The organism is Vagococcus xieshaowenii, assembly GCF_004792515.1.
GTDB lineage: Bacteria > Bacillota > Bacilli > Lactobacillales > Vagococcaceae > Vagococcus_A > Vagococcus_A xieshaowenii.
In genome coordinates this window covers 91,715-106,302 of sequence record NZ_CP038865.1, presented here as the reverse complement: position 1 = coordinate 106,302, position 14,588 = coordinate 91,715, and the positions used below count along the sequence as shown (strand labels likewise).

The 14,588-nt window shown below is 37.9% G+C and carries 12 protein-coding genes; 1 reads left to right on the top strand and 11 read right to left on the bottom strand.

Annotated elements, in window-relative coordinates; all coding sequences use genetic code 11:
- Positions 1 to 474: 474 nt before the first annotated feature.
- From E4Z98_RS00485 to E4Z98_RS00470, 4 genes are all read right to left on the bottom strand, one after another.
- Positions 475 to 3,939, bottom strand: coding sequence for a DUF6273 domain-containing protein (locus tag E4Z98_RS00485; protein WP_135255100.1), 3,465 nt, complete (start codon positions 3,937 to 3,939; stop codon positions 475 to 477).
- A complete protein-coding gene (locus E4Z98_RS00480) occupies positions 3,936 to 4,250 on the bottom strand; it encodes a hypothetical protein (protein ID WP_135961151.1) in 315 nt (104 codons plus the stop codon). Before E4Z98_RS00480 ends, E4Z98_RS00485 begins: the two co-directional genes overlap by 4 nt.
- A gap of 21 nt (positions 4,251 to 4,271) precedes the next feature.
- Positions 4,272 to 4,760 (bottom strand): hypothetical protein, encoded by a 489-nt coding sequence (locus tag E4Z98_RS00475; protein ID WP_135255102.1) that lies wholly within the window; start codon positions 4,758 to 4,760, stop codon positions 4,272 to 4,274.
- 80 nt (positions 4,761 to 4,840) lie between these two features.
- On the bottom strand, positions 4,841 to 5,320 hold the full coding sequence (locus E4Z98_RS00470; RefSeq protein WP_135961150.1) for a hypothetical protein: 480 nt from the start codon (positions 5,318 to 5,320) through the stop codon (positions 4,841 to 4,843).
- A gap of 403 nt (positions 5,321 to 5,723) precedes the next feature.
- On the opposite strand from E4Z98_RS00470, the gene E4Z98_RS00465 reads away from it, so the two are divergent.
- Positions 5,724 to 7,271, top strand: a complete 1,548-nt coding sequence (locus E4Z98_RS00465) for a helix-turn-helix domain-containing protein (protein WP_167790966.1) — start codon at positions 5,724 to 5,726, stop codon at positions 7,269 to 7,271.
- A gap of 60 nt (positions 7,272 to 7,331) precedes the next feature.
- Here the strand turns inward: E4Z98_RS00465 and udk are convergent, their stop codons facing one another.
- The 7 genes from udk to E4Z98_RS00430 all read right to left on the bottom strand — a co-directional run bounded on the left by udk (position 7,332) and on the right by E4Z98_RS00430 (position 14,585).
- Entirely contained in the window at positions 7,332 to 7,970 is a 639-nt protein-coding gene (gene udk, locus E4Z98_RS00460) for a uridine kinase (protein WP_135255105.1), read from the bottom strand.
- Positions 7,971 to 8,050: 80 nt separating this feature from the next.
- Entirely contained in the window at positions 8,051 to 9,199 is a 1,149-nt protein-coding gene (gene queG, locus E4Z98_RS00455) for a tRNA epoxyqueuosine(34) reductase QueG (RefSeq protein ID WP_135255106.1), read from the bottom strand.
- 91 nt (positions 9,200 to 9,290) lie between these two features.
- Positions 9,291 to 9,494: a hypothetical protein gene (locus E4Z98_RS00450; RefSeq protein WP_135255107.1), complete on the bottom strand. Its 204-nt coding sequence runs from the start codon at positions 9,492 to 9,494 to the stop codon at positions 9,291 to 9,293.
- A gap of 72 nt (positions 9,495 to 9,566) precedes the next feature.
- Positions 9,567 to 10,067 carry a methylated-DNA--[protein]-cysteine S-methyltransferase gene (locus E4Z98_RS00445; RefSeq protein ID WP_135255108.1) on the bottom strand — a complete coding sequence of 167 codons (501 nt, stop codon included), beginning with the start codon at positions 10,065 to 10,067 and terminating at the stop codon, positions 9,567 to 9,569.
- 209 nt (positions 10,068 to 10,276) lie between these two features.
- On the bottom strand, positions 10,277 to 10,714 hold the full coding sequence (locus E4Z98_RS00440) for a hypothetical protein (RefSeq protein ID WP_135255109.1): 438 nt from the start codon (positions 10,712 to 10,714) through the stop codon (positions 10,277 to 10,279).
- Between the two features lie 98 nt (positions 10,715 to 10,812).
- The gene (locus E4Z98_RS00435; protein WP_135255110.1) at positions 10,813 to 13,545 is read right to left on the bottom strand and encodes a cation-translocating P-type ATPase; all 2,733 of its coding nucleotides are present in this window, start codon (positions 13,543 to 13,545) and stop codon (positions 10,813 to 10,815) included.
- A 239-nt stretch (positions 13,546 to 13,784) separates the two neighbouring features.
- A complete protein-coding gene (locus E4Z98_RS00430; RefSeq protein WP_135255111.1) occupies positions 13,785 to 14,585 on the bottom strand; it encodes a hypothetical protein in 801 nt (266 codons plus the stop codon).
- Positions 14,586 to 14,588 lie beyond the last annotated feature (3 nt).

The following is a 14,588-nucleotide window of genomic DNA, read 5'->3' as shown; positions in this document are numbered from 1 at the left end:
TATTAAACCATTTTTATGTTACAAAACATCAATAGATTGATAACAATAATCGAAGAAATATGACAACTTGTAATATTAGCGGTCATCTGCCAGGTTTTTTGAAAAAATAGTAGGCAAAATAAACACGACAAATCCCTATCATACCAACTACTCTCAAACAAACTGTTTATGTTCATTTTCGTTACATTTAAAACAAGCGTTCTTTTTTGAAAAAAACTCATTTTTTTTCACATTTTTTCTTGCATTCCCCCAAAATCCCTAAAAAAAGCCAAAAATCCTCTCAATATTACAAAAACATTTCTTTCTTTATGACAAAATTACTCTATATCAAGAATCCCGCTTCCGTTACATCGCCGTAATATTCAAGCGACTTACTGTAACCTCTAGCGTGTTTCTTCTATATAATAGACAAAAACAACCAAGAACAACTGCCAAAAAGGCTGTCATTCTTGATTGTATAGTTGTAGGGGCTTGCTAATAGCCAAAATTAAAGATCACGCCAGGACGGACGTATTTAATTGAGTTTGGGCTTATTAATTCGGGTCTATCAAACTCTACAAAATAAACTTGCGAACCCTTAGACGTTCTCAACGACCAACCAGTTATATGCATGCTATCTCCTGGAATAGCAGGTAAGTACCTCTCATATTTAAGATAATCCTGTTTGGTCAATGGAAATAATCTTTTTTCTCCATTAATAACATCTACCTTTGTTATATCTTCCTCTCCTTGAGAAAAAAGATTAATGGGTTGAATATATTTTTTTATATCACCTGATATTTCATTTTCTATTGTTTCCAAGAATTTATACAATTCTGAGTCTTCATATGATGTATATCCATTTAGTGAGAAACTTGTTTGTCGCATTTGATTTAATTCACTCATAATCATAAAATAATTACCTTCATTATCAATATCAAGTATCTTCCAGTTAAAGTTCCCTAAAGTTACACTTCTTCCGACTTTAAACAGGTTGATTGTGATGGATTTAGTAGCGACTTGTTGACGTCCGTTTTTACTTGTATGACTTGCGTTCAATTGAACAGTAAAATCATCTTTTTCTTGTAGCGCTGTAATCAGAACGTTAATAGTGATTTTTTTGCTGAGACCAGGATCAGCTTTTATATCTAAATGTTCTACTTCGTTTTCAATCTCTGTATCTAGGCTAAACTCTGCGTCTAAGTTTGTACTAAAGGATCTAGTAGATAAAACTGAAATAGTATACCCAATATCAGCTTTAATTTCCAACTTTGGCGTCACTGTCAAATCAAATTTAGCGTAATTAGCTGGATTATATCGACTAACCGCTATGACTTTAATAGTCGTTGAAAGTTCTTTCGTTCCTATAGTTAATACATTACCGTTAAATTTAGTATTAGGATTAAGATTAGGATTACTTTCACTAGGCACTTTCCAAACAATATTCTCTTTCAGTTCATCAGGGAAATTAGATTCGAATTGGATTGTTTCGCCTTGGATGGCTTCTTGATACTCAGTTATAATATCTAAACCTTCATCTTCTCCATTTGTTACTGTAGCTTTTGTTATCGCTACTTGTGGTTCTACTCGAATGTCTTTTCGTGCGGTTTGTTTGCCGTTGGTTGCGACGACGGTGATGGTTGTCGCTGTTTCATTTGAAGCAACGGTCAATTCACCGTTTTCATTTACCATTGTTCCTTTTGATGTCGCATAATAAACGCCCCAGGTTAAATTCATATCAGTGGGATTAAGCTCATTGGATACCATGTGATACGCCACTTTTTTGTCCCCTTTTATCACCGCATCTTGCCCTGTAATCGTCCAAGGTTCATAGGTTTCCGAACCGAGATGAACATAGACAGCGGGGCGGAGATAAGGCGTTACACTAATTTCTCCCTGTACTGCAAGTGAAACATTCCTTCCTATATGATTTACTCGGTAAGCAGCTGGACTAGCAGACCCACTTTCAGCTTTTGTTCTTAGCCACCAGTGTTTCGCATCTTCTTTTTCTTTTGCTTCATCATCAACATATGCTATAGCTTCAGTATGGTTTTCACCAAAAATTGACATTTTATCCGCACCACTTAGCGCAAATGCGGTTGGTTCTCCTTCACTTGCTACACTCGTTTGGTTAGACACTTCATCACCATGTGCCCTTTCTGAATCTATTGGCAAGTTAACGGGGAGGGCGTGGTGTTTGATTGTATCTGATACTTGATTTTCATAGAATGCGTGCATTTGGGCTTCTAAGTTGGAGCCTTGATAGATATTGCCTTTCTCTTCTTCATTAAACACAATCCCTTCATTACCTTGCACATATTCTGTGATTAATAAGGCTTGCTGCGTGGTTTCGTCTATCTTTAAGACACGCCAGTCTAGTCCATCAATGTTAATGACTTCTCCTTCTTCTAGCGGTAAAACGTCTACATGTTTCTCCACTGTTTGACCATTATGAGTTGCTTGTACCGTAATTGTTGATTGTTGTTCGTTCAACCCTAACGTTAACTCCCCATTATCAGAAATAGCGGTCTTATCAGATGTAGTAAATTCTTCGTGGATGGTGAATTCTACGTTCTCATTCTGTCCTACAAACTGACCCTCATTATTTTCATCTTTTGATAATTGATAGTTTACAGTATGAGTAGGTTTAGCGCCTCTTACATGCAAGTGCTTGAGTTTAAGCTTTTCCTTTATTTCCCCTTGCTTAATATACAAAGCGGGACGGAGGAATTTTTCATTTTTCCCAGTAGTAAGATTCGTATCATTTAGGCTACCGTCACTTTGAATATAATATACTGTATTTGGTAGACTTGACACTTTAGTCCTCAACCACCAATCCTTACCAACTGTTCTTTCCTTTTGAGTTGTCCAATTAGCATAAATATCCCCCAAACTAAGAGCAAATGCCTGTTTATCCTCCTCATTACCATTTACTGTTGTTACCTCTACCGAGTCACCACTCGAGATTGTAACAGGTAGCACGTAATTAGTTTTCATATAATCAGATCTTTGATTATAAAAGGCTGTTGCTTTCTCTTTTAAAGTAGAGTCTTCGTAAGAGTTATTACTATCTTTCTCTTCATTATAACCAAAGCCATCCCCCACAACATCCTTCGTCACAATTAAAGCTTGTGTGGCTTCTCGTTTCATGACTGTCCATTCAATACCATCGTAAGTAAACTCGTCCCCTTTTAATAAAGGTTTAACGGTCACTTCCTTAGTGTATGACTCTCCATCTTCAGGAGTCGCGGTGATGGTCAGCGTACCCTCGTTTTCATCCAAGCCAATGGTTAGTTCACCTGTTTTTTCGTCAATCTTCGTTTCTTCTGAATTCTTATTTTCGACACTCCATGTAACCGTCTCTGGTGTTGAGCGGCTAGTGGCGGGGTGGGGGATTAGCTGATAGGTCGCAGTTGATGCTGGTTGCAGCTCACTTGCTCCATCTATTTCCCATGTTATGTCCGTCACCACTTGTACCGTACTTTCAAAGGTCATGGTGCCAGTATAGATTTCTTCTGATGGAAAGGCATCTACGGTTGTTCGTAAGGCAAACATCTTAGTTGGATCACTAGAACTTAGCGTTACTAAGTCAGTACTTCCTTCTGTTAATCTATCATTATCACTATTAAAGATAGGAAGAGAGACGATTTCATCTTGGTTAGCTTGGTTCTTAAGCTCAACAACATGACTAGTGGAACTTATCGTCACATCAGAATCATTTTCTGACATAGGGTAGTAATGCAAAGGTATCTCTTGATTTTCGACCATATTTCCGTTTTTTTCTAATGTGATTTCTTTAGGCACAACAATAAAGCCCGCTATGTTTGTATCATCTGTATCTTTCGCTAGTTTGTGAATATCTGCTTGTAGATTGGTTGTCTCAGTAGCGGTTGTCTGTTCGTAAGAATGGCATAACGTACACGCCAGTAGGCTAGCGGTCACGATTGTTTTTGCTCTCATAGGGATTGTTTCCTCCTGTAGCTCTTGTATAGAATCACCAAACCGATTAAGACGATTCCGATTATTGAGAAATTATTGGTGCGTTCATTTGCTTGAATGAGTTTCTCTTGGCTATCTTGGTCCAGCGCTATCACGTGGTCCCAATCGGTTGGTTGTTCGATGTCTTCTTTACCGTTGACACGGCAGTAGTATGTCACGCTAGTTTGACTGATTTCCGATGCGTCGGAGGGGTTGATGAATATGATGGTCATTCCTACCAACAACATCATGAGGCTACGTTTAATTGTTAACGCCAGCTTATTACTTATCATAACTAACCCTCTCTTTCGTCATTACTTCTTCTTTAAAACCATCAACGTAAAATTCGTTCTAGTACCATTCAACTCGGTTGGTTCTTCATCTGTGGTGTAACCTTTCATATGTAAATGAACGGTGTGTTCTCCCACTGCTAAGTCCTGTGGTAAATCAATCGTGGTAATCGCTTGACCTGGCTCTACCAATCCGCTCTCTAGTAACGGCTCTTTCTGATCATCCATGGTCACGATAAACTGCATGTTGGCATCGTTGAATTCAGGATTCAGTAATGCCACATACGCTTGCTTAGCCCCTTCTTCTACGTTGATTTGATTGTATGAAGGAAAGGCGATTTCCTCCTTAGCCCAGTCTTCTGGTTTTTTGATTTTGCTTTTATATGCCTGTGCGTTTTGGTCTTTCTTTAAGCCATTGCTGTCTTCTGATTGCTTTGTATAGAAAAAAAAACCGCAACCTACAACAAGCAACAGTAAGACTAACACTAACCACTTCTTATTTTTACTATTCATTGTCCTCTCCCTCTCCTGAAAAAATAAAGGAAGCCGCAGCTTCCTTTACTTAGGTATGTGAATTTGGTTTATTTAAAAGTTTATTCTTCAACAGGAGTATATTCGTTTACAACAAAGTATAAAATATCAGAATATACTTCTTGTAATTTTGCTTTGTCTTGGCCTAGGACTGCTTTACCATCAATTGAAGTTCTTGACGAACTTAGTACTCCGATTGTCCCGAATTCATTACCATCAGCCATTGTTTTTAGTTCTCCGTCCTCTTTTTCATACAACAATTTATAGTCAATTTGATCATTTCCACTTTCAGATTTCAAAGAATAACTAGTTGTATTACTAGACTCCACTTTAACTAATGCTTGTTTATCACCCTCATAGACATCTCCATCCGGAGTAACCATCGAAATAGGAGTCTTGATGCTACGATTCTCATCTGTAAAGTTTATGGCTCCAGGAATTCTAATTAAATAATCCGGATCAGCAGGATTTGTTGGGTCAACAATTGCATTCGTATTGTCATACTTTACATATGCAGGTCCTTCTTCAGCAAATGCTGTCACGCTGCCTCCTAAAAGTGTCGTAACTGCCATAGTCGTTAATAATACATTCATTTTTTTCATTTAATATTTCCCCTTACCCTTTTTGTGTTTGTTGTTTATTTGTTTGTTTATCACACTATTAATGATAAAGGGTGCGTGCTTAGGAGGCGTTTTATCTTTTTATTTTTTTAAATTTTTTTTCGGAATCTGTCTTATTTGACCTTTTTTATTGTCACACTGATACATATAGCTAGAGAAACGTTGAGTTTAAAGGCATAAGCCATCTTTTGTTGGGCAAATTTTTTTCACTTTTATGATTTAACTTCATACTTTCTTCACATTTTTTTCACAATTAAACCATATAATAGCGGTAACAACTTATACAAAAGGAATGTTTTTTGTTAAGTCAGGGGGAATTTTATCTATGTTTTTGTATTTTTTACAAAGAAATCACCAAAAAAAATTCAAACTGTTCGATTATCTCTACCAACATATCAATAGTAGTGGTCCACTCTCTACCTTGAGTGACTTGATTGATGAGGATGATCAGACTCTCCAACGATATATCAACGAGTTGAACATGCAAATGTCAGCGATTAACGACGGATCGCATACGCTTATTAAGAAACACGGACCAGAGTATTATGAACTCGTAACGGAAAATAAAAACTGTCATAAGCTTTATCAGGCGATTAAGAAAGATTATATTGAACAATCTAATACCTACCAGCTCTGCTTATTTATTTGTTGTAACAAAAAAATCACGTTGAATCGGTTAATAGACGAATTAGGGATGAGTCGCAGTACGGTCTACAAGACACTCTCGCAGTTCAATGAGTTACTTGCCGAATTCGGTCTGGTCTTAGAAAAAAATGAACATGATTATTATATTTTTTCAGGGAATGAACGCTCTATTCGGATTTTTCAATTTAACTTCTTTAGGTCGTGTTTACCGATTGATAGTTGGCCGTTTTCTTTCAAGAAAGAAAAAATAAAACATTATATTCCTTCTAAAAGCTTTATTCCGACACCATCCAAGCAACTGAAGCGTGATTTTTTATTATTTAATACAGTGATTTATTTAAGGATTAGTCAGGGGCACTTTATTAAGACTACTCTGGAAAGTGTGCCCTATTTTCGACTAGAAGATGATACGTATGTCTTTTTTAATTTCAAGTTTCTTGATCGTTACTTTAGGAAGAATCAAACGAAATATATTGAACAATTGACCTATCAGTTGTATGTTTTTTATCTATTCCCTGAGTTAATCCCGGAGAAGTTTGTTCTTAAAGCTGGGGACTCAATGACCCACTGTACCAAGCAAGAAGTTGTGTTATTAAAACAAGCCTTGCATGATGTCACACGCACACTTGCTATCAGGTTAACAGATGAACAGTTTTATTTCATGCTGTTTCATCTTTATGTTCATTTCAATATTTCTCTAATAATGGAAGTGACTAAACTCAACCAGTCCGAGCTTTTTTCGAAGCTCTTAACGAGTTGGTACTTAGATGAGCACCAGGGCGTTGATCCCACACTTCGTACTACCCAAGAGTGTGTCAATAACGTATTCGAAGGTTACTTTGATTCTGATACTTATCGTAATATAAACACTGTTTCTATCACTAACTATCTTTCTCAAATCATGTTAGATTTGCTCCAGTTAGTCCATGAACCTGTCGCTCATAAACACTGTTTACTTGTTGACTTTAGTAGTAATTATTTCAAAAAAAGGCTATTCGAGAAGAAAATTGAACAACTTTATTCAGGCAGAATCACTTTGACGCATAATATCGACGAGGCGACCATTATTGTGACTAATAATCAATTAATCGAAGCGGACACACATCGTACCAAAGTGCTCTATTTACATAATGTGAACCACGAGGAACAACTAAATGCCTGTATAGGACAACTATCTTCGCTAATAAATACTACTGTCCCCTCAATACGTGAGGCACGTATTAGTTAGCTATGTCTTAGATACAAAAAAACTCTAACACGTTTAAGATGACGAGTTAGAGTTTTTATTTTATTTCTTATCAATAATCGTAGCGATTTTGGTTGTTAATAAATCAACTGCGACTTGATTTTCGCCACCTTGTGGGATGATAATATCTGCATATTTCTTCGTTGGCTCGATAAATTGGTGATGCATTGGCTTCACCACAGATAAATACTGATTAATAACTGAATCTAATGTACGGCCACGTTCTTCCATATCACGCTTAATACGACGGATAATACGAATATCGTCCTCAGTATCGACATAGACTTTGATGTCCATTAAGTCACGTAAGCGTTCATCTTCCAGGATTAAAATCCCTTCAACAATAATCACTTCTTTAGGTTCTTGATGCTCAACCTTATCACTACGAGTATGACGATCATAGTCGTAAATCGGTTTATCAATTGCTTCATAATTAAGTAATTGATTCAAATGTTCAATCAATAGATCAGTGTCAAACGCTAACGGATGATCATAGTTTGTTTCTAAACGTTCTTCAAACGTTAAATGGCGTTGATCTTTGTAGTAAGAATCTTGTTCAAATAAAACAATCGAATGATCTTCTGTAAATGCTTCTAATAGCTTACGACTAACGCTTGTTTTACCACTACCTGATCCACCAGTTACACCTATTAATACGGGTCTTTTTTTATTGTCTCCCATCAAGATTTTACCTCTTTCATCTCAATATATTCTTATTAATATTAGACTATCTCATAGCAAGAATCAATCTTTTTATCAATTTAGTGCAATTTTTTGATAACTTTATTGATCTCGTCGATTATTTCAGGGGCTTCTGTCGTGGTCAAAAGCGTGTTAAAAAAAGCTTCTAACTCAGGATTCCCTTTACTACCAACGATTTCACCGACTGACCAAACCGCTGTAGCTCGAATATCTGGACGTGGGTCTTCCTCAATAACTTTCAACAAATCTGGTAAGGCCGATTTTTGTCTAGCGTTACCTAACGCAATAATCGCGTTACGCTGGATGGGTTTTTTCCCACGCCATGAACCGGCAAGATAACCAAATTTATGTTTGAATTCTTTATTTGAAATAGTTAGCAGGGGCTTCAATAGTGGGGTTACCACTTCAGGATCTGGTTCCATCTCGGCATGAAAATGTGCGTCTTTGCCTTTATTAAACGGACAGACTTGTTGGCAAATGTCGCACCCGTAAATAACCGTACGGATTTTTGGACGAAATGCTTCTGGCATCATCCCTCGTGTCTGTGTTTGATAAGACAGACATAGTTGGGCATTCATCCGCCCATCGCCTAGTAAAGCACCTGTTGGACAGGCATCGATACATTTCGTACACGTCCCACATTGATTCTCAATCGGAGTGTCTGGTTCAAAGGGAATATTTGTTATAATTTCGCCCAGATAGACATACGAACCAAACTCTTCCGTAATCAGCAGGCCATTCTTGCCTATGAAGCCTAGCCCCGCACGTTGTGCTACTGCAACATCGATTAATTCTCCAGTATCGACCATTGGCTTAAACGTCAGCGCCGCTTCATCTTCTGCAATTTCTTTAATAAACGCCATCAACTTGTTCATTCGGTCGCGTAAAACATTGTGATAGTCAACACCCCATGATGCGCGCGCAAAACTCCCTCGGCGTTCACCCCGAACAATGTCTGGCTTCTCTTTAATTTTTGTTGGATACGCTAAGGCAATCGAAATAATCGACTGTGGCTGATCAAAAATTTTTTCAGGGTACAATCTTTCCTCAATTACAGGATGTTCAAACCCTGTCGTATGTCCGGCTGCTTTTTGTTCTTCCAAGCTATCTTTTAAGTGTTCAAATGATGAGGCGTCTGTAAACCCAATTTTGTCGATGCCTAATTGCTTACTTTGGGCAATAATACGCTCTTTCAATGCGTGATTCATGACTTTCCCCTCCTAATCATTCTTATTATACAAAAAAAACACCGGAAACCCTACCCATATGAGCAGTTTTTCTGATGTTGGATGAACAAACTTAGAACCAATTAAATGGCCATAACGCTTCAAATAAGGTATTCACCAGCAAGTCTTTAAACTTGGCATACCATGTTACAAAAAAAGGTTGTTGATAACGAATATTGGCATAAAGTGCCATCACAAAACTGATCACAACAGTAAACGCGATGATAACGACTATTGCCACAATAATAATTGCTAGAATATCTATTAGCCATTGCATGATCTATCTGCCTCTTTTCTTTACGTTGTCGTATCATTGATAACCTTTTTTGAACTTTCTATCTTTATCCTATCACAACGTCTTTTCTAACGCTAGCAAGTAATGCTTCATCTCTATGCCACCGTTATAACCACCTATGCTACCATCTGCTCGGATCACGCGATGGCAAGGAATCACTATTCGGAGTGGATTACACGCAATGGCGGTACCGACTGCCCGAACCGCTTTAGGACGATTAATTTGTTGCGCTATCTCACCATAAGTTGTCGTAGTACCATAGGGAATCATTTGCAGCGCTTGCCAAACAGCACGTTGGAACTCGCTCCCTCTTCCTAAAAAATCAATGGGTTGATCAAACGCTTGTCTATCACCTTCAACGTAACGACGTAAGGCTTCTTTATATGGCATAACTTGTTCGCTAGCTAATTGACAATGGTAAGCCACATACTCAGACAAGAACGCTTCTTTAGACGCATCAAATGAACTAATAGCTACCCAACCTTTGTCACTTACCAATAAATACACACGTCTTTTATCTGTTAGTATTAGCTCATCATAGTATAATAATTTCACCGAAATCACCTCCTTTTCACGCTTCAAAAATAATAGACAAAAAAACCACTACGATATATTTTCGTAGTGGAAAAAAGGAGTTATTTTACTCTGGAGGAGTAAAATGAAAAATAAAAAGGTTGTTGTTGGTTATGTATTCATAATACTAAACAACCTAATTTCTGTCTAATGTTACGCTCAAAATGCCCCTTTTTTTATTAATATACCGTTTATTTTAACAACAAATTACTCAAACGTTGCACACAAAAAGCTAGCGTTTCTGTTACGTCATCTTGTTGCTCTTCTGAGTGATTGAATTTTTCAACGTCTAAGTCGGCAGGTGTGTCACCTAGCGAATCAATCATTGCTTGGCATGATGTAATGTAGTCTGCGTATGTTTTTTCAAACTTTTTATGGATACCGACTACTTTAATCGGTGCTTTTTGCCCTGTTAACATAGTCGATAATTTTTTATAGTTGTCTAAGCCTGTTCCAAAGGCTTCTTTAATTTCTTTGTATTGCGTCTCTGTTAGCTCACTAACCGTTCCGTTGTCGATAGCTTGACGAACTGTTTCAAAGAACGGATTCATTGCTTCTCCAGTTTGTTCTGTTATTTCTACTACTTTATTAATAGTTTGTGCATAAAAACCAACATTTGTTTGCTTCATTATGATTCTCCTTGTCATTTTATTGATATTCTTATTTTACCTTGTTATTGGGAATAAAAAAAGAAGCAGGTCATATTTCCTACTTCTTTTTTCATTTATTAGTGATTTAATGCTTTGCGTTGGAAGAATTTAACAATTTCAACAATTGGAATAATTGAGATTGACGCACATAATACAATTACCCATTGATACGTATCAAGATGTGTTACTTGGAATAGATCATTAAATCCAGGAATCACAATCGTTGCCGCTAATAAGACAAATGATAATAACACGGCATAGTTGAATGTTTTATTTCTAAACGCGCCTACTTTGAATAATGAACCATGAACTGACTTCACGTTAAAGGCATGGAATAATTGGATCAACGCTAGGGTTGCATACGCCATTGTTAAGGCATCACCATGTTGCAAGTTGTAAATAGCTTGTTCCATTGATAATCCATCCGCCGCTGCTGCTGCTTTTTGCGTAGCATCTAGAGCAGCATGCGCTGGCCATTTAAGTGCTGACCAATAAACGCCTAATGTGATACCAGCTTCTAAAATACCTTGGTAGACAATACTGCTTAAGACACCACCAGAGAAGAAGTTAGAGTTACGGCCACGTGGTTTTTGTTTCATGACATCTTTTTCAGCTGGTTCTAAACCTAAAGCAATCGCTGGGAATGTATCAGTTACCACGTTGATCCATAATAAATGAACCGGTAATAAGGTATCCCATTTTAATAATGTCGCGATAAATAAGGTTAACACTTCCCCTAAGTTAGCGGCAAGTAAGTATTGAATAGTTTTTTGAATATTTGAGAAGACTTTACGTCCTTCTTCAACTGCTACAACAATCGTTGAGAAGTTATCATCGGCAAGGACCATGTCACTCGCGCCTTTAGATACTTCCGTACCTGTGATACCCATTCCGATACCAATATCTGCTGTTTTAAGAGCGGGTGCATCGTTAACACCGTCACCAGTCATCGCTACTACTTTACCTTCTGCTTGCCATGCTTTAACGATACGTACTTTATGCTCAGGTGATACACGTGCATAAACTGAGTAATTAGGCACAACTTTAGCAAAAGCTTCATCTGATAAATCGTTTAATTCTGCCCCTGTAATGACTGCTTCATGTTGTCCTTCTGTAATGATTCCTAGACGAACAGCAATGGCTTCGGCTGTGTCACGGTGGTCACCGGTAATCATGATTGGACGAATACCTGCTTCTTTTGCCACACGAACTGCTTCGGCCGCTTCTTTACGTTCTGGGTCAATCATTCCGACTAAACCAGCAAAGATTAAATCGTTTTCTACTACTTCTGATTCTAATTCAGTTGGAACCTCGTCAACAAATTTATACGCCATCGCTAAGACACGTAGCGCTTGTTTAGCTAAGTTCGTGTTGGTTGTTAAAATCAATGAGCGCTCAGCGTCATCCATTGGTTTAATGTCACCATTTACTTCATAAGAAACTGTACGTTTTAATAATTCATCTGGTGCTCCTTTAGTTGCGACTAAGTAGCGACCGTCTGCTAATTGATGAATCGTTGACATTAATTTACGATCTGAATCAAATGGTACTTCTGCCACACGTGGCTCTTGTGCTACTAATTCACGAACGTCAAAGTGTTGGTTCAAACCATATTTTACTAAAGCTGTTTCTGTTGGATCACCGATTAATGTTCCTTCTGCTGAGAATTTTGTATCGTTACAGAAGTTCATTACTTTTAACGTCATGTTATCAGCTGCTAATGCTTGATCAGCTGGTATGACTTGATTGTTTGTAAATAATTGTTCAACCGTCATTTGGTTAACAGTTAACGTCCCTGTTTTGTCTGAACAAATAATATCTGTACTACCTAGTGTTTCAACGGCTGGTAATTTACGTACTAATGCGTTACGTTTAGCCATAATTTGTGTCCCTAGGGCTAAAACAATGGTAACAATCGCTGGTAAACCTTCTGGAATCGCAGCTACTGCAAGTGAAACAGATGTTAATAACATATCTACCCAGTTTTTGTTACCACCCATCATCCCAACAACGAACATGATGACACAGATGGCTAAAATCGCATAAGTTAACCATTTACCTAATTGGTTCAAGTTTTCTTTTAACGGTGTGTTTGTTTCGTCAGCTTGTGCTAACATGCTAGCAATCTTACCAACTTCGGTATTCATACCTGTACCGGTTACGACCCCAATACCACGACCATATGTTACGTTACTGTTCATGTATCCCATGTTTAGACGGTCACCGATACCTGTTTCTGTATCTGATAAGACTGCGATATTTTTTTCAACCGGAACAGATTCACCGGTCAATGCTGCTTCTTCAATTTTTAATGAATTAGCTTCTAGTAAACGAATATCTGCTGGCAACACATCTCCTGCTTCTAATAAGACAATGTCTCCTGGCACGATTTCGGTACTCTTGATGACTTTTGGACTTCCGCTACGTAAGACATTCGCGTTTGGTGTTGACATGTCTTTCAACGCATCAATCGCTTGTTCGGCTTTGGCTTCTTGTACGACACCGAAAATTGCCATTAAGAAGACTACGACCACAATCATAATTGCTTCCACATGGTCACCCATCACACCTGATACGATGGCTGCCACTAATAAAATAATAATCATTAAATCTTTAAATTGATCTAGAAATTTAGAAAAGAGGGTTTTCTTCTTCCCTTCATCTAGTTGGTTCTCACCATAATCTGCTAAACGCTTCGCTGCTTCTGCGTCTGATAACCCTTCACGCGTTGCGCCTAATTTACTTAATACCGATTCTTCGGTTTCCGTATAAAAAGGTTCAACGAGCTGTTTCTTTTTCTCATCTGACATACTTTACTTCCTCCTTATCTTTTTCCTATCCAGTTATATAAAAAGAGACTCATGTATGAGCAAGTAAGCTGTTCATACATAAGTCTCACTATTTAAGACAACACCAGAAGTGACTTCTTCTTGTTGTTGATGTTGTCACGATTCAAACAATCGCCAGTTACTCCCCTATGGATAGATTTCCTACTCATTATACCGTTAAGTGATAAAACTTTCAAATATTACTACCAAACGATGAACCCTTATTTGACCATCGTCCATTCATGAATTGTTTTTCCGGCGGCATCTTTTAACTCTAACCAGCCATTTGTGCCACCATAATAAAGGAAAAGACCGACTTCATTGACACTTTTTAATACGATATCTTCCGTTGTCTTGCCATCACGAATTTTATCCTCGTGTTCTTTACGAAATTGTTGTCCCATTTTGGCACTTAGACCGACACTTCCATCTTTATTTAAGGGAATCTCTTGTCGTAGCACAGCGCCTGACTTGATTAACATCTCTTGACGCTTTTGCCAATAAACAGTGGCTTGGCTGTCAAATGAATCGACATAAAAAGCAGTCGTCGCCATATCTTTACGAAAACGATGTTGCGCTTTGGCAGGTTTCGCTTTTTTGACCGTGAAAAGTGGGTAACCCATACGTGCCAATAGCGTTAAAAAAGTATCAACTAATGTAGACATGGTTGCTTCTTGATTAGCGGGTACATTGACTCGTTCACTTGTTGGCTTGAACTTTTTTAATTTAGCCGATTGGGCTTGCGTATTCAAGTATGACACTACCATGATTGGCTCAATATCCCACACCAAACGGACTTCTATCACCGCATCCTCTTGCTCCTTGTCCAGCGTCCACTGTGACAATTCACTAGCAAGACCTACTCCCATCAATTGACGCTCTTTAGTGTACAAGTAGACAGCCTGCGCCGATCCGATGGGCATTTTTTGGTGAAAAAGCGTCACTTTTTCAATAAAAGTGGTAGTATCTGGTATTAGTTCGGTGGTTTGATCTGTTAATAGCAATTGATAACTTACATTCATCAC